The sequence below is a fragment of the Ruegeria sp. TASC047 genome (assembly GCF_059612445.1).
Map to the genome: position 1 here is coordinate 36248 of NZ_JBXWQP010000021.1, position 16103 is coordinate 52350.

At 55.0% G+C, this 16103-nt stretch carries 11 protein-coding genes; 5 read left to right on the forward strand and 6 right to left on the reverse strand.

Annotation, left to right across the window (positions count from 1 at the left end; genetic code table 11):
- Positions 1-103: 103 nt before the first annotated feature.
- A complete protein-coding gene (locus AC2FLO_RS05350; protein WP_496754261.1) occupies positions 104-1168 on the forward strand; it encodes a DegT/DnrJ/EryC1/StrS family aminotransferase in 1065 nt (354 codons plus the stop codon).
- 13 nt (positions 1169-1181) lie between these two features.
- Here the strand turns inward: AC2FLO_RS05350 and AC2FLO_RS05355 are convergent, their stop codons facing one another.
- Positions 1182-2708, reverse strand: coding sequence for an oligosaccharide flippase family protein (locus tag AC2FLO_RS05355; protein WP_496811644.1), 1527 nt, complete (start codon positions 2706-2708; stop codon positions 1182-1184).
- 327 nt (positions 2709-3035) lie between these two features.
- Here AC2FLO_RS05355 and AC2FLO_RS05360 point away from each other — a divergent pair, with 327 nt between their 5' ends.
- Together AC2FLO_RS05360 and AC2FLO_RS05365 are read left to right on the forward strand one after the other, a co-directional pair.
- Complete coding sequence (locus AC2FLO_RS05360) at positions 3036-4298, forward strand: nucleotide sugar dehydrogenase (RefSeq protein ID WP_496754359.1); 1263 nt, start codon at positions 3036-3038, stop codon at positions 4296-4298.
- Entirely contained in the window at positions 4291-5541 is a 1251-nt protein-coding gene (locus AC2FLO_RS05365; RefSeq protein ID WP_496754357.1) for a glycosyltransferase family 4 protein, read from the forward strand. The genes AC2FLO_RS05360 and AC2FLO_RS05365 overlap by 8 nt, the downstream gene beginning before the upstream one ends.
- Positions 5542-5789: 248 nt before the next feature.
- Here the strand turns inward: AC2FLO_RS05365 and xrtD are convergent, their stop codons facing one another.
- From xrtD to AC2FLO_RS05390, 5 genes are all read right to left on the reverse strand, one after another.
- Positions 5790-7409 carry a VPLPA-CTERM-specific exosortase XrtD gene (xrtD, locus tag AC2FLO_RS05370; RefSeq protein ID WP_496754355.1) on the reverse strand — a complete coding sequence of 540 codons (1620 nt, stop codon included), beginning with the start codon at positions 7407-7409 and terminating at the stop codon, positions 5790-5792.
- Positions 7410-7528: 119 nt separating this feature from the next.
- Positions 7529-9076, reverse strand: a complete 1548-nt coding sequence (locus tag AC2FLO_RS05375) for a hypothetical protein (protein ID WP_496754353.1) — start codon at positions 9074-9076, stop codon at positions 7529-7531.
- A gap of 12 nt (positions 9077-9088) precedes the next feature.
- Positions 9089-9715, reverse strand: a complete 627-nt coding sequence (locus AC2FLO_RS05380; RefSeq protein ID WP_496754351.1) for a polysaccharide biosynthesis/export family protein — start codon at positions 9713-9715, stop codon at positions 9089-9091.
- Between the two features lie 102 nt (positions 9716-9817).
- Positions 9818-12268, reverse strand: a complete 2451-nt coding sequence (locus tag AC2FLO_RS05385) for a tetratricopeptide repeat protein (protein WP_496754349.1) — start codon at positions 12266-12268, stop codon at positions 9818-9820.
- A 69-nt stretch (positions 12269-12337) separates the two neighbouring features.
- Positions 12338-12967, reverse strand: coding sequence for a sugar transferase (locus AC2FLO_RS05390; protein ID WP_496811645.1), 630 nt, complete (start codon positions 12965-12967; stop codon positions 12338-12340).
- Positions 12968-13685: 718 nt separating this feature from the next.
- Between AC2FLO_RS05390 and AC2FLO_RS05395 the strand changes: the two genes are divergently transcribed.
- Entirely contained in the window at positions 13686-14543 is an 858-nt protein-coding gene (locus AC2FLO_RS05395; RefSeq protein WP_496754345.1) for an ExeA family protein, read from the forward strand.
- Between the two features lies 1 nt (position 14544).
- Positions 14545-16083: a GumC family protein gene (locus AC2FLO_RS05400; RefSeq protein WP_496754344.1), complete on the forward strand. Its 1539-nt coding sequence runs from the start codon at positions 14545-14547 to the stop codon at positions 16081-16083.
- The last annotated feature ends 20 nt before the right edge of the window (positions 16084-16103 follow it).

Below are 16103 nucleotides of genomic sequence, written 5' to 3' on the forward strand. Positions count from 1 at the left end.
ACAGGCTGACATGACCACTAAACCCACCCGGAACACCTTGTATTGTGGCGATCCTCCGATGCGCTTTTCCAACCTTTTCCGGTCGGACCCGGAGGGGGGTTATATGTCTCTGTTCAAGGGGCGTCGGGCGTTTCCAAGCTATAACACCCGTGTTGCGATCCGGGCGGCCTGCGACCTGTTGGAATTGCAGCCCGGGGATGAGGTTCTGGCACCGGCCTACAATTGTGGATCGGAAGTTGATCCGTTGATCCATGCGGGTTTGTCGGTCCGGCTGTTTCCGGTGGCGCAGGATCTGATTGCTGATCCTGCTCGGATCGAGCCGCTGATCTCTCCACAGACCAAAGTGCTCTATGTCATCCACTATTTCGGGGTTATTCAGCCGGCTTTGGCAGAGCTGCGCAAGCTGTGCGACCGGCATGGATTGCGGATGATTGAGGATTGCGCGCTAAGTCTTCTGAGCGGGGCATCACCCGCCGAAGGTCGTACCGGTGACGTGTCGGTGTTTTGCTTTTATAAATTTGTTCCGGTTCTGGGCGGTGGTGCGCTGGTGATCAATGCGCCCGATTTGCAAAGCGGTAATCCGTTCAACTGTCCTGCACCGCGCAAGGTTGTCGCAAAAACGCTGGTGCGTACTGGTCTGACCGCCGCGCTTGGTTCAACGCGCGCAAAGGGCATGGTTCAGGCGCTAAAGGGCAAGCCTGCGGCTGAGAATGCCCCCCGTGAGAACGATAAGTTGGAGGATATTCCGGGGCACTACTATTTTGATCCGGCTCTTCTGAACGCAGGGATGAGCGTTTTTGCCTCTCGCCCCTTGAAGTCATTTTCCGTCTCTCAGGCGATATCGGCCCGACGGTCGAACTGGCAGCGATACAGAGATCTGCTTGAAGGAAGTCCGGGTGTTCATCTGTTGTTGCCCGAGCTCGCACCGGAGACCTGCCCACTCAACATGCCGGTGATGGTGGCAGACAGGAACCGGGTCGTTCAGACTTTGCAAAGTAAGGGAATAGGGGCGACGCCGTGGTGGGCGGGGTTCAACCGCAACCTGGACTGGGGCGGTCAGGAAGAGGCAATGGCGCTGAAGAACAAGGCGCTGTCCCTGCCTTTGCACCAGTACCTCGGGGCGGCGCATCTGGACTATATCACCGCCCAATTGCAAGCGGCGCTGTAACGACATTCCTGGTTCAGGCGCGCTCGCGCCGGAGGTGACCGCGCAGACGGGACAGCAGTGAAAAGACCAGTGTTTCAAACCCTTCGGGCCGACCCGCCATGATCCACAGCAGGATGTGGGTCAATGTGTAGGTGACTACGCCAACGCAGACTTTGACCAGAACGATCACCATGAGGCGCGGGACATGTGCCCCGGTGTGCAGAAGCATATCAACAAAGATCACCAAGGCGATCATGATGGCGCAGGACAGGATGCTGCGCCAGGCGACGGTCAGCGGTTCAAACAGGCCACCCTTGCCGAACCTTCTGGCAATGATCAGGGTGATAATGAGCGCGGTAAAGCTGGACAGGCCAGCTGCCGCCAGCGCGCCACGAAAGTCAAACTTGGTACCGACCCACATGAAAAAACAGACCAGAGCCAACAAGGTTGCGTTCCGGATGAACAGAATACGCGTTGACCCTTCGATATAGCTGGCGGCCCGAACATTCGCCTGGAGTGTTTCCAAGGCTTTGAGTGGCGCCAGAACCCAGATGACCTGAGCAGCGGCGATCCATTTGTATCCCATACCGACAAGGATCATGTCTTCCGAAATCAGCGCAGTTCCGACGCTGATCGGCAGAACGAAAGCCAGCAGCATCTCGTTGATGCGCTTAAATGCTTCCTGGTGTTGCCCGGTCGACCGTGAGACATCTGCCAGACCCGGGTAGATCACGCGTTGCAACGGGGCAAATAATTGTGTTGTCACAATCGTGGTAATGCGGCTGCCGGCCCGGAAAATCCCTGCATCTGCAAGGCCAAGAGTTGCGCCGATAACAATCTGGGGCATGTTGTTGGCCAAAAACTGGGACAGTTGCGCGCCCATGGACCAGGAGGAAAAAGACAGGCTTTCCCGCCAGCGCGATACTGAAAGCCTGGGAAACATAGGAGCAGTGGCGAATGTCCAAATGTTTCGGGTCGCAGCACCGACAAACAGGGCTACAATAATCGCCCAGAAATCCTGCCACAGCCATGACAGATAGATGGCGACACTGGCATAAGCGATACGATTGAACGTTTCCTCTGCTGCGGCCAGCGAAAACCTCAGGCCGCGTTCATACAGAAGAAAACGTGGGCTGCGCAGGGCGAGCAAAACCGAAATTGCTGCAACTGCAGGCAAAATCTCGACAAGTTCAGGTATGCCGAGCAAAGCTACAAGGGGTTTTGACACCCAGACCAACGCGCCAGTTGTCAATCCAAGTAGAATTTGCATGGTGAAAACTGTGTCGAGATGCTCGTGGGTTACATCATCCAATCGGATCAACACGATGCTGACCTGGCGCTGCAGCATCTCAAACAGCGCGGTCGCAATTATGAAATAGGCAATGATACCAAAGTCTTCGGGCCTGAGAAGGCGAGCAGTGATGGCAAGCGTTGCAAAACCCAAAGCCTGTCTGAAGAGGCCGGACGCCAAGAGAGTCGCAGCGCCCACTGCAAGGGCAGATCTGCGAGTCAGCACGCTGGAAGGCAAGCCTACTTTAGGAGAATGCGTCAATCGCACCATCTTTCTACATTTAGAACAAAAAACAATTTAACGCCTCAGTGTTTCTGGTTTTGCCTTCTCCCAAGGCAGATCTGGGCATGTCACCGGTAACTTTTGTGGCAATCCAGGCCAGTCGTTGGTAATCAGTTTGAAGGTTGTTATTCATCTAGTGACAAGGTCGCATGATCTACGCTCAGTGTCAGAAAGCGTTGCCACATTTCAAGGAAAATTTGCGATTAATCCCACAATTTGAAATCAATTTGAGCAAGGACATCGGGTATGTGAAGCCTTGTATTCGATTTAGAAACAATTGAGTGACGACACCAGTTTTCAAGACGGTATGAAAATATGAAGATTGCGATTTTTGGTTTGGGGTATGTGGGGTTCACGGCAGCGTGCTGTCTGACCCGTGAAGGGCACGAGGTGATCGGCATCGATGTTAATGCCGACAAGGTGTCCGAAATCAACGCAGGCCAGCCCCCGATCAAGGAGCCGAAAGTGGCCGGGTTGCTGACCGAGGCGCTTGGGAAAAATCTGATCCGGGCCGTGGTCGAGATGCCGGACCTCGGAGATGTGGATCTGGCCATTGTCTGTGTGGGCACGCCCAGTTCCACTGACGGCTCGCATAACATGAGCTTTGTGGCCGAGGTGACGCGTCAGATTGCCGAAACCGTATCGCCGGATCGGGCGCGGCCTCTGACGGTGGCGTATCGGTCGACCTTCCGGCCGGGCACCGTGCGGCAACTGATCGAGCCGATCTTCCAAAGCTATCTGGGCGAGCGGACGGCGCAGGCGGTCGAGATTGTCTATAACCCCGAATTCCTGCGCGAGGCGTCGGCGGTAGATGACTTCTTCAACCCGCCCAAGATCGTTGTTGGTACAGCCGGTGGCAATCGCTCGGCGGTGATGGACGAAATGCACGAGGGTCTGGACGCGCCGGTGTTCTACACCGCTTTTGAAGAGGCTGAGATCACCAAATTTGTCGACAACACCTGGCACGCGACCAAAGTGGCCTTTGCCAATGAGATCGGCCGTATCTGCCACAGCATGGGCGTATCCGCCAAAACCATGCACGAGATCTTCGTCTCGGATACCAAGCTGAACATCTCGGCCTATTACACCCGTCCGGGCGGCGCGTTCGGGGGCTCGTGCCTGCCCAAGGATGTGCGCGCGCTGCAGCATATCGCCGGTGAGGTGGGGGCCCATACCCATCTGATTGACAGCCTGTTGCAGACCAATCAGGCGCATAAAACCTATCAGGCGCAGGACATCATGGCGCGGCTGCCCGAAGGCGGCCGGGTGCTGATGGCGGGGCTGGCCTTCAAGGCCGGAACTGATGATCTTCGCGAAAGCCCCAATGTCGATATTGCCCGACGGCTGCTGGACGCAGGCTATCAGCTGTCGGTCTATGATCCGGCGATTGAACCGGCCGATCTGCGGGGGCAGAACCTGGGCTATGCCTTTACCCATCTGCCCGATATGGACAGCCTGCTGGTGGATCGCGCCACAGCCGAGGCCGGGCCCTGGGATCTGGTGATAGGGTCGAACCGGATCGTGAATGATCTGAGCCTTGGCGATGCAGAGGTGATAAGAACCTATGAATATGACTAGCCCTGTGCCCGCTGTTCAGCCGATCTCGTTCGACGAGCTGCGCCAGAGCCAGCCGCTGAAAGGGCTGAAGGTTCTGATCGTGGTGGAAAACCTGCCCGTGCCCTTTGACCGCCGCGTCTGGATGGAGGCGCGCACGCTGGCTGCCGCAGGCGCGCTGGTCTCGGTTATCTGCCCCACCGGCAAGGGCCATGAGGAACGTGTCTGGGAAGATGAAGGCATCAAGGTCTACCGCCACCCGCTGCCGTTGGATGCCAGTGGGGCGCTGGGGTATCTGCTGGAATATGGCGCGGCGCTGTTCTGGGAAAGCTGGCTGTCACTGAAGATCAAGTTCACCCGCGGCTTTCATGTCATCCATGGCTGCAACCCGCCCGATCTGATCTTTCTGGTGGCGCTGCCCTTCAAGCTGTTTGGCGTGCGCTATATGTTCGATCACCACGACATCAACCCCGAGCTTTACGAAGCGAAATTCGACAAGCGCGGCTTCTTCTGGAAGCTGATGAAGACGTTCGAGCGGCTGACCTTCGCCTCGGCGCGGGTGTCGATCGCCACCAATGAAAGCTATCGCAAGATCGCCATCGAGCGCGGCGGCATGGCGCCCGAGGATGTCTTTGTGGTTCGCTCGGGCCCCGATCTGAGCCGGTTGCAGCATCTGCCCCCGAACCCGGCGTGGCGCAACGGGCGGACATACATGGTGGGCTATGTCGGCGTCATGGGCGATCAGGAAGGCATTGACCTGCTGCTGGAATCCGTGGCGCATCTTGTGCAGGTTCAGGGGCGCGACGACATCCAGTTCTGCCTTGTGGGCGGTGGTCCCAGCCTGGACAAGCTGCGGGAGCAATCCGCCGATATGGGCCTGTCGGATTATGTCACCTTCACCGGCCGCGCGCCGGATCATGATCTGTTTGAGATCCTGTCGACCGCCGATGTCTGCGTGAACCCGGACCGGGTGAACGAGATGAATGACAAATCCACCATGAACAAGATCCTTGAATACATGGCGTTCGAGAAACCCATCGTTCAGTTCGACGTGACCGAAGGGCGGTTCTCGGCGCAGGAGGCCTCGCTTTACGCCAAGGCCAACGATCCGGTGGATATGGCCGACAAGATCACCGAGCTGCTGGCAGATGACGACCGCCGCACCACCATGGGCCGCTATGGCCGCGCCCGGGTCGAAGCCGAGATGGCCTGGCCCCATCAGGTACCCGCGCTGATCGCGGCGTATAAGCGGATCTGGAAGGGGTAGGACCCAAAAAGTCGCTCGTTGGCAGCTCTTTCACTTAGGTGCATTTTCTAGTTCAGGCCTTCGGCAGCTGAGCCTTTCCAGTCGAGCTTGGTGATTGTGACAGGATAAGGTGGTTGTGTTACAAAGTAATTTGGTCGTGGAAGGATTGGGGCAGTGCCTCGGTGTCTCTTTTATTCGTCTGTCTTTGAACACACCGGAGTATTTTTCGATTGTAATCGAGGGAAACCAAGCCGGGCTTTTACCTTAGATCAAAACGGCACAAACCGTGGTAGGCGGTTCAGGCTGGGTTCCATGAACCGCTGGAGTCTTGCATCTGCATCCGCCTCGGTTTCGCCGGGCAGGATGGGGGTGACAAATCGAACCAATGCGCCGTCGGTCCGGCCCATGGTGAACCCGTCCTGAATAACGCTCATCTTGGCGCGGAAATCGTTGACCACGCGTTTGCCGCGCTGTTCGAACCAGTAGTAAACAAGCTGCTTTGACAGCTCTTTCTGGATGACAGCGCGGTTGACGGTAAAGCTGCCGTAGGGGGTGTCGCCCGGATTGATCTCATATGGCTCAAGGCTGAAGATTTCCCAGCCACCTACGGGCAGGCAGACTTCGGGTGAATGGATGCCTTCGCCTTCGGTTTGCTTGTCGTAGAAGGCCACGAACATGTTCACGAAATCACCCGATCCGCTGTCGATATAAGTGGCATGGAGGTAATCGCTGGCGCCCAGAGTTCGTTCAACATTGGGATCAAGGCTGGTAGTCGACCCCGACCAGTCGCCTAATTGTCGCGGATAGAGGACAAAGGGGTCCCGCTCGACGAGTTTCACCTCGGAGGCGGGGCGCAGTGTCCACGCGGCCGAGACCGCAAGCGTCAAAAGCGCCGCGAGAGCCAGCGCGACCGAAGCGCGGATGGCAAAGATACGCAATGCGACGGTACCCAGCCCTTCGGTATCCAGATCGATTGCCTCGGTGAACGGTTTCGGATCGGGGGCCAGACGCTGCAAACCGAGCGCCATGAGAAACAGAATGGCGACGCAGAGCAGGAAGATGATCCAGCCTTCGAAGAAATGCATGAACCCTTCGGCCTGTTCGATGCCATGCTGATTGACCAGAATGCCGATCACGCCGATGCGGATGGAATTCATCAGAACGGTCAGCGGCGCGGCCGAGACCAGCAGAACCACCTTGTGCCAGATCGGACCGCGGTAGAGCAGGGCAAAGAGGTATGAAAAGCTGAGGATCGGGAACAGATAACGCAGGCCCGAGCAAGCCTCGGCCACCTGCAGCTTGTAGACCCCCAGATCGATGACATTGCCTTCGATAAAGACCGAAACACCGGCGAGCTGCACGAACCAGACGCCCAGTTCGGACGATATCCATTGCAGGAAGATCGTGAGCTTCCAGTAGACGAACTGGGGCAGGGGCAGCATGAAGATCAGATGGATTACGGGCAATTGGTGGTATTTCCCGCGTCGCCAGCCGAAAACGGTCACCATGACGCCACCGGTCCAGATGATCATTGCATAGGTGACGATATCCGGAATGCGCGCTAGGTTGCCGAGAATGGCGACGGCCAGAGCCAAAGCAATCACGGCCACGCCCGGCCAGCGGTCGCGCACAATGGGATTAGGCGGCGGCATGTCCCGTAATTCACGCAGGAACAGGTACAGCGAGATGATGGGGATCAGCGGTCCGTGACTGTATTCCGGCGTGCTCCACGCCGCGCCCAGCGAGACAATGCCGATCCAGAAAACGGGAAGCGACCCCAGCAGCAAAAGGGCAAACCAGAACAGCCCCGCAGCGTTGATTGCAGGCAGGGCGGTTCGGGCCGTCTCAAGCACTTTGCGGCGGCTGTCGTTTGAATCGAGACGATGCATCACAAACCATCATGCATAATATGAGAGGCCCTGGAATTGTAACCCCCTCGGGCCCTGCGTTTATGATCCCACACGGATACAATCAGAAAGCAAGGGTTGGATTGTTCGGAGCTACCTTTTTAAGGTTTAAGAGTGAACCTCCGCCCAAGCGTCAGGAAGACCGAGTTAGAGGTCGCCTTAAATCCGTTCTGGTCATCCATTTCGTATTGATAACCGATGTTCATCGCCCAGTCCTTTGTGACTGCGCGGGTGTAGGACGCATCGAAAGTACCGCGCTGACGCGGGTTGGACGGGCCCGGGCCTTCGCTTTCCTGATCGATGAAATTGACGCTGAAAGACAGACCGGATACCGGGTTGATAAAGTAATCATAGGCTAGAAAAGCCACGGTTTCGCGGGTTTCGTTGCTTTGTGTACTGGTACCGACCCGGCGCTGGATTTTTGCAGAGATTTGAGAGCTGGCCAGTTGATAGCTATAGTCGATCTGGCCAATTGGTGTGACTTCGTCAAAGGGCCCTCTGGTAAATCCGGCATTGAAGCTGAACAACCCGCCAGCCCATTGAAAGCTTCGACCAAAGGTGGCGTTGGATCTTGTACCATTCACGCCGAATGTCTGGTCGAGAAAAATATTGGCCGTGCCGTTCGACAGATTTTTGTTCCAGGAAAAGTCCCAGACAAAATTCTCCGTAACGTTATTGGTATTGGTCGTGCGAAGCGTGTTATCGACCTGGGTGTAGCCAATATTCGCACTGACAGTGGTAACTGGGGATACGTCATATGTTGCACCAGTTGACACGGTCGTCGTCTTCCGGTCGGTGCCTACAGCATCGTCTGCATTGAAGTCTATGTAACTAACGCGCACGTTTCCCTGTAGAATCGGAGAGATTCTAAGTATCGCGGTTGCTGCATAGTCATCCGATCTATTGTCGAACAGGTTCGGGTTAATTGTGTTCGTATAGCTGCGTTCGCGGTGGCTGTAGTTAAACCGGAAACCCAAAGGATCATTCAAACCAGTTTGCCAGTCCAGGTTTCCACGCGTATTGACCTGATCACCCACGGTGCCGATGACATCAGAGGCATCGATGACGCCATCCAGATTTATATCGGTCAGTGACCTGTTGAAGGCTAAATCTCTTTCACGGTATTCGGCAAGCAATCGAAACTGGCTGTTAGCGTTGTCTCGTTGATATGTCAGCTGTGTGAACGGGTCCGAAAAACTGGATTCTGTTCCAATGATTGGTTCGTTGGCGATCCGATACAGCCCCGATAGGTCGAAGGTCAGAGTAGAGCCTGGTGTCTGGTTGACGAGGCCTAAGGCCAGTGTGTTCTCCCACCAAGTGGTCGACCCAAGGGAAGGGTCCGTTAGCCTGAGGTTGTCATCATGCCGGAGTGATGACAGGTAATCCAACGTTATGCTCAGCCCGGTTCCGGTGCCGCCGGTTTGCCGGGCGGCGGGCGGCAGACCGACCCTGCGCGCTGGGTTTCGTTGAGCCTGTTGAGAGATGAGTTGTAAGCTGGGGGCGCGTTGTGTGGCCGTCGATGGCGCAGCCGTTTGCTGTACAGTTGTTTGTTGCGTCAGGTTTTGCTGTCCAACCGCAGGCGTCAGCGAAAAGAACAAAGCTACCCCGCCCCCCAGCGTGGTGGATAGTTTATTTTTGGATTTTCCCACCTGTATGAGCCCCTATTCGAACAAACGGCGTGCGGGCACCACAACAACGTCTCCGGTCTTAAGAACTGTATTGCCTTTGATGCCACTGCCCGAGCCATCGTAGTTATATTTGTATTTGTTTACCGCACCTGCCTTACTGTCAGCCCGGCGCAATTCGATGCGCTTGCGAGCCGCGAAATTGGTCAGGCCGCCAGCCTGAGCCAAAACCTGAAGAATAGTTGTTCCCTCGGTTGCAAGGTATTTTCCAGGTGCGTTGACTTCACCCATGATAAAGACATCAATTGTCGGTCCGGTTGGAGTGAGAGATCCGGGAAACGCAGGAGGTGCGACCCTTGCAATCGATGTAAATACGGTCGGCGGTGTATTGAAATTTGGTGCCAGCGCCGATGCCAGGGATGAACTTAATCCATTAGTTGATAGTCCTCCTGCCCGAATTGATCCGGCAAGGGGAAAGGTGATGGAGCCGTCTGGCAAAACCAGAACGGTTCGGTTCAGGGCGGGGTCTTCCAATACCTCGATCTGAAGAGCATCACCCGGCTGGATCTGATAGGATTGCGCCCAAGCCCCGCTTGCCACGACCATAGTCATGACAAACGCAATCAATGAAGCGATTACTGTCCGCATGTTCAAATCTCTCATATTTTTCCCCTTTATGCCAACTCATTGGTAACGAAACAATCTGCAGCGTTTCATACGGATGCGAGATGCGGCAGATTTGCAGCGGATTCCGCTTTGGAAACACTATTGCCCCAGCTTGTCCGCGGAACTGACCTGTTCGATCTCTTCTTCCAGCGAAGGTGAAATGTTCAGGGGAACTCCCGTCGCCCGTGCTGCACGATACGCGCGCAGGGCGTCCTCTCGACGGTCGACAGCGGCATAGGCTTTGCCCAGATGATATAGAACTGTGGGGTGATCGGGGAATGCTCGCGCTGCGAGTTCAAGGTAGCTGACGGCCTCGTCATAATTGCCCATTCTGTAAGAAACCCAGCCATAGGTTTCCTGAAAAACAGGCACGCGGGTGCCGCGGAGTCGCCTTGCCAAAACGCTGGCGCGTTGCAGGCTTTCGTCATCGCTGCGGTGGGTTGTCAACAGGCTGGCCAGATTGTTGGCCACAACCAAGGATCGGTTGCTGAGCGGGTAAAGTTTTTCATAGACCGAGATCGCCTGATCCAGCTCTCCGGAGCGTTCGTGATCTGCCGCCTGCAGCATGAGAAGCTCGGGGTTCTCGGGCAATCTAGTCAGGGCATCTGTCAGAATGCTTTTGGCCAGTTCAACCTCGTTGCGTTCAACGATCAGTGCGTGCAGTGATAACCAGGCCCGCGTTGTATCCGGATAGTCCTCGAGGATCGCGCGATAGAGCTGCTCAGCCTCGCCGCGTTTGCCTTCACCCGTCAAGGCGTGGGCCTTGACCAATCGCACCGGCAGAGAATCCGGATCTTCTGCGAGCAGTTCGTCAAGGCGAGCAAAGGCGGCAGTGGCCTGCCCCTGTGCCAGCAACGAGCGAATAAGTGCGATATCGGCTGGCAGGCCAAATTCGGGATCATCTGTTAACTCGTTCAGGAAGGCAGTCAGTTCCTCCGTGCGCGCCTGGGCTGCAAGCATGTGGGCCTTGAGTTCATTTGCGAGGCGCCGTGCCTCGGGGGTGTTCAGGTCCTTGACAGAGCGCAGGACAACCTCCAGCCGCGCCCAGTCTTTCATGCCCAGATAAACTTCACCCAAAAGGAACAGAAGATCGGGTTCTTCGGGTGTCTGCTGGAGAGATGCGATCAGGATGCGTTCGGCAATTTCCGGGTCATTTTCTTCTATTAAGAACTGAGCGTAGCGCAGTGTTTCCTCTGGCGCATTTCGCGATACTTCCGTCGCCAGGGCCAGCATTTCCCCCATCAGATCCCTGTCCCCATTGCGTTCATGAGCCTGCGCCATAAGGGTCATCAATTGCGGGTCGCGGGGGTCTTGGCGAAGTGCTTCGCGCAATTGAACAATGGCATCACCGATATTGTCTTCTTCAATCAACCATGATGCCTTGAACTTGAGCGCCTCAACTTGGGTGGGATCTTCTGAAAGCACGTTTTCAATCAAGGTTCTTGCTGCGCCGGGGTCGTCAGTTTGGAATAGCATTCTTGCAAATTCCACCTCGTTTTCCCTTGTCTGAATGGTGCGTTGCGCGCCTTCAAGCAATGCGTGCATCTCGGCAATTGCGGTCTGTTTATCGCCAGAACGGAATTTCAATGCGGCGCGTATCGTTTTGAAGCGTGCGGTATTGGGTCCGTTATGCGTGATGATCGTATCCAATTCGGTAATCGCGGCCGATATACTGCGATTTTCGTTCAAAAACGCGACCAGACGCTGGGCTGGCATGTAATCTGTGTCTTTTGGGTCCACCTCTGAGCGCAGCATCTGTTCTGCGGCATCCAGATTGCCCTGGTCGATAAAATGCTGGACGAGTAACTGTTCGACGCCTTCATCGTCAGGGAACACAAATGCCATTTGTCTGAGCAGCGTTTCGATTTCAGTGGGCTTGTCCAGTTCCCGCAGCGCGCGGAGGCGAATCCCGTAAAGGTTTTCCTCCTTTGGATTGATATCAAGTGCCGCACTGGTCTCGTTCAAGACGCCGGTCCAGTCCTGGTCGCGGACCAGATGGTCAATCACGATCTGCCGCGCAGTCATCAGATCGGGGTGTTTCTCGATCATCTTGAGGGCGGTGTGGACAGTGAAATCCACGCCTGCGGCATCGCCATTTCTGACCGCGTCGGTATAAGTCAGCGTGTTGTTGATGGATTTGATTTCGATATCGTTCGGGGCCAGTGCTGCGGCAGCGCCGCCGTAACGTCTGACATCATCCCAGTTGCCAATTTCCAGTGCCATCTCGGCAAGGCTGCGCTGTCCTTCGAGGTTGTCCGGATATTGCTCTACCAGTCTTAGATACTGGCTGTAGGCACCACGGATATTGCCCCGCTCGCGCTCCAGCCGGGCGAAGGTCAGTCGCGCCTCTTTGTGCTGACCGTTGAGTTTGAAGACATTCCTGAATTCGACCAATGCGCGCTCGACGTCACCGGCTTCCAGATGAGCCAGTCCGGCCTGGAAATGCGCCTCTGCGCGTTCTTCGGCCGAGTCGCACGCGCTCAATAGCAGGGCTGCGGCCAAGAAGGCGCTGGCCAGCAATTTGTTGATAGAGGTTCCGGCTCTGCTCAATGCTGCACTCCCGCAAAAGTTACGAAATCGCACGCAGCCGACAGTTTTACCCGGCCACGCGTTCCGGGTTTAACACCCGGTGCCGCGCAGGACGACGGAGATAGTCCGGATCAGGATTGACACATCTGTGCTGAACGACATGCTTTTCCAGTAATTTGTGTCGTGATAAGCGCGTTCGGCAAATGAAGACTGGTTGCGCTTGGACACCTGCCAAAACCCGGAAATGCCAGGGCGCATCGCGTTGTAGAATTTGCCGGGATACAGTTCCTGCTGGTTCACCATCATCGGGCGAGGTCCGACCAGAGACATTTCACCCACAAAAACGTTCCAGAATTGCGGTAATTCATCCATTGAGGATTTGCGCAGGAATGTGCCGAATTTAATGATGCGTGGATCGTTGCGAAGCTTCTGGTTGCGGTTCCACTCTTCCCGGGCTTCGGGGTCGGCTGCCAGATGTTCTTTCAGCACGGCCTCAGCGTCGTGCACCATAGTGCGCAGTTTGAGCAGCTTGAAAACCTTGCCGTCTTTTCCAACCCGCTCCTGCCGGTAAAACGGTGTTACGCCCTGACTGGCCAGAAATACGGCCAGAAGCACAACCATCGGAACGACAAACGGCGCTGCAAACAGTGTAAACGCGATATCAAAGATGCGTTTTCCCACAACTCTGTAGAACCCCGGGTACTGAACTGAGGTCGGCATAACAGAGATGCTAGAGTAGCCCGCACCAGCGTTGGCCACTTCTTTTGAATGACTTGTCACTATTTAAACCCCCAACACACACACAAATACTCACGAACCACTTACCAAACTCAGGAACAGAACACGCTCGACCTCAACTACATATACTTAAAATCTTATATTTTTATACCACTTCGACCCTGCGCTTGCTCACTCGCGAGGCCACTTTCCCGTAATCAAGTGTTAACAAATTTGGCTTGGCTTGCAAAACAATAATACTGGCAAGGACATCTCAGAACGACTTAGTACGAGAGTTTTCTAATGGTATCGTGAAACTTTGCTCAACTGGTCTGTTGAAAGTTCAAGGGTTTCCGTTTCCCCTTTGGGTACAATAGGTAAAATTTTATGCTTTTGGAGCTGATTTTGACCTCCAAGAGGCCTTTTTGACTCGTATTCCTGCCGGATTGCCGAGGCGTCATCGACGGGCTTTTTTCAAAGGCGTAGATGGAAACAATTGTGAGAAATATTTCTGATTGAAGGGGGCCGCAGGTCAATTCACCGCGTGTGCAGTTTAGTGGTGCCTGCTATCTTGATTTTGTGGCAAAGTAGTACCCAAGTACTTTTTGTTTATGTGACGTGTTCTTTATGTAAGGGATTTCTGGTGGTTCAGAGTTTAAGTTTGGATAATCTCCAGGGGGCCGGTACGAGGTTTGACAAGGCGGAAGGCAGCCGAGGTGCAATGGCGTCCAGTGACGGGTTTTATCTAGACTATTTCGGGCTCGATCGGCGGCCCTTCACACTGCTTCCGGACCCCGGATTCATGTACTGGTCACCGCTGCACAAGCGTGGGTATTCGGTGCTGCAGTTCGGCATCATGAGCTGTGCACCCATTACAGTGCTGACAGGCGAGATCGGGGCTGGGAAAACAACCCTGGTGCAGCATCTTCTGAGTGAAATGGAAGAGTCGATCACCGTTGGGCTGATCTCGAATGCGCAAGGTGGCCGCGGAGAGCTGCTGCAATGGGTTCTGCATGCATTGGGCCTGCCAATTAACAACGACGCCCCCTATGTTCAGCTGTTCCGGGATCTGCAGGATTTTCTGGTTGCGGAATATGCCGAAGGGCGGCGGGTGGTCCTGATCTTTGACGAAGCGCAGAACCTGACAGTCGAAGGTCTGGAAGAAATCCGTATGCTGACCAATATCAACTCGAACACGGACGAACTGATCCAGCTTGTTCTGGTTGGCCAACCTGAATTGCGCGACATGGTTCTGGACCCCAAGATGCGCCAGCTGACGCAGCGCGTGGCCGCAAGTTTTCATCTTGAACGGATGGATGAGTCGTCCGTCGAAGCCTATATCAGGCATAGAATGAAAACGGCCGGCGGGTCTGGTGGCGAGTTTACAGAAGACGCCTGCAAGATGATTTTTCAGCAGACCCGCGGTGTGCCGCGCCTGGTCAATCAGTTCTGTGACTTTGCCCTGCTTTATGCCTGGACAAATGAAGCGGATAAGGTCGACGAAACCATCATCAATCAAGTGATCGATGATGGCGTATTCTTTGGCGGAAACTCACTTGAGAAGGAGCTGACGGTCTAAGATGGGTCCTGCACGCTACTATTTCTCCATTTTCCTGCGGCGGTTTCCGTATTTCCTCATTGTGGCGACGATTGTCTCTGCGATTTCGGTCACCGTGGCAATGACCTTGCCGCCAACCTATTCTTCCACAATACGTCTGATTGTTGAATCGCCGCAGATTCCCGGAAATCTGGCGGCCAGTACGGTTACGACGTCTCCGTTTGAACAGCTCCAGATTGTTGAACAACGCTTACTCACGCGACCGGTTCTTCTTGATATTTCGCGCAAGTATAAGGTGTTGCCGAACCAGGACGAGGCTACTCCGGATGAGATACTTCATGAGCTGCGCTCAAATACCCGGGTTCGAATTTCTTCCGGTCGCAATCAGGCAAACCTGATGTCGATTACATTCGATGGCAGAAGCGGGCCAATCGTAGCCGGCGTGCTGAACGAGTATCTAACGGAAATTCAAAAGCTTGATGTCGAGTATCGTAAAGAACGAGCATCTGACACCCTTGCGTTCTTTGAGCAGGAAGTCGAGCGCCTTGGTGCCGAGCTCGACCGGGCCGACGCGAGGGTTCTTGAGTTTCAGAGTGAGAACGCTGGCGCCCTGCCGGCCAGCCTGCAGTTTCGCATGGCGCGGCAAGGAACATTGCAAGCCAGTCTTCAGCAAACCGATCAGCAGATTTTTACCCTGCAGAAGCAGCGAGAGAAACTGCTGGAAATCTACAGCACGACAGGTCAGATCACGACTGTTGGACAGCAGCCGCAGACACAGGCCCAGCAACAGCTAACCCAATTGCGCAACCAGCTTGATAACCAGCTGGGGATTTATTCCGAAAGCAGCCCGCAGATTAAGATTTTACGTGCCCGGATCAACCGTTTGGAGGAAGTTGTCGCAGCTGAACAGAGTACAAGTGCAGCTACGACGGCCACACAAACGGGAAACTCGTCACTTGATCTGCAACTAGCTCAGTTGGATTCACAAATCGCCGCACTTGAAGATCAGCGAACCGTCACTGAGGAAAGCCTTGAAAAGGTAACCCAGTCAATTGAACTGACTCCTGCAAATTCGATTACGCTGGCAGAATTGCAGCGCGACCAAAGTAATATCCAGGCGCAATATAATACAGCCGTTTCCCGTTTGGCCTCGGCTTCAACTGGTGAGCGGATCGAAGTTACGTCTCAGGGGCAGCGTATTTCGGTAATTGAACACCCTTCTGTCCCCAGCACACCGACCAAGCCCAACCGTCTGTTAATTGCAGGCGGGGGAATAGGGACTGGTATCGCCTTGGGTTTGGCTTTGATCTTTTTGCTTGAGGTGTTGAACCGGGCCCCGCGTCGACCTGAGGATCTGATCAAGAAGCTGGACGTGTGGCCCATCGCGACCATCCCATATGTACGATCTCGGGGTGAAGTGATGAAGCAGCGCCTTATCTGGGTTGTAGCCATTCTGGTGATTATGGTTGGTGTGCCTGCAGGCGTTTGGGCTGTGCATACCTATTATCTGCCACTGGATCTGTTCGCTGAAAAAGTGATCGACAAGCTTGGGGTGTTCTAGTGATTTCTGTTCTGATTGAA

Coding starts and splice junctions, on each gene's coding strand:
- AC2FLO_RS05350 (WP_496754261.1), top strand. CDS start 104: ATGTCTCTGTTCAAGGGGCGTCGGGCGTTTCCAAGCTATAACACCCGT.
- AC2FLO_RS05355 (WP_496811644.1), bottom strand. CDS start 2,708: ATGGTGCGATTGACGCATTCTCCTAAAGTAGGCTTGCCTTCCAGCGTG.
- AC2FLO_RS05360 (WP_496754359.1), top strand. CDS start 3,036: ATGAAGATTGCGATTTTTGGTTTGGGGTATGTGGGGTTCACGGCAGCG.
- AC2FLO_RS05365 (WP_496754357.1), top strand. CDS start 4,291: ATGACTAGCCCTGTGCCCGCTGTTCAGCCGATCTCGTTCGACGAGCTG.
- xrtD (WP_496754355.1), bottom strand. CDS start 7,409: ATGCATCGTCTCGATTCAAACGACAGCCGCCGCAAAGTGCTTGAGACG.
- AC2FLO_RS05380 (WP_496754351.1), bottom strand. CDS start 9,715: ATGAGAGATTTGAACATGCGGACAGTAATCGCTTCATTGATTGCGTTT.
- AC2FLO_RS05390 (WP_496811645.1), bottom strand. CDS start 12,967: ATGCCGACCTCAGTTCAGTACCCGGGGTTCTACAGAGTTGTGGGAAAA.
- AC2FLO_RS05395 (WP_496754345.1), top strand. CDS start 13,686: ATGGCGTCCAGTGACGGGTTTTATCTAGACTATTTCGGGCTCGATCGG.
- AC2FLO_RS05400 (WP_496754344.1), top strand. CDS start 14,545: ATGGGTCCTGCACGCTACTATTTCTCCATTTTCCTGCGGCGGTTTCCG.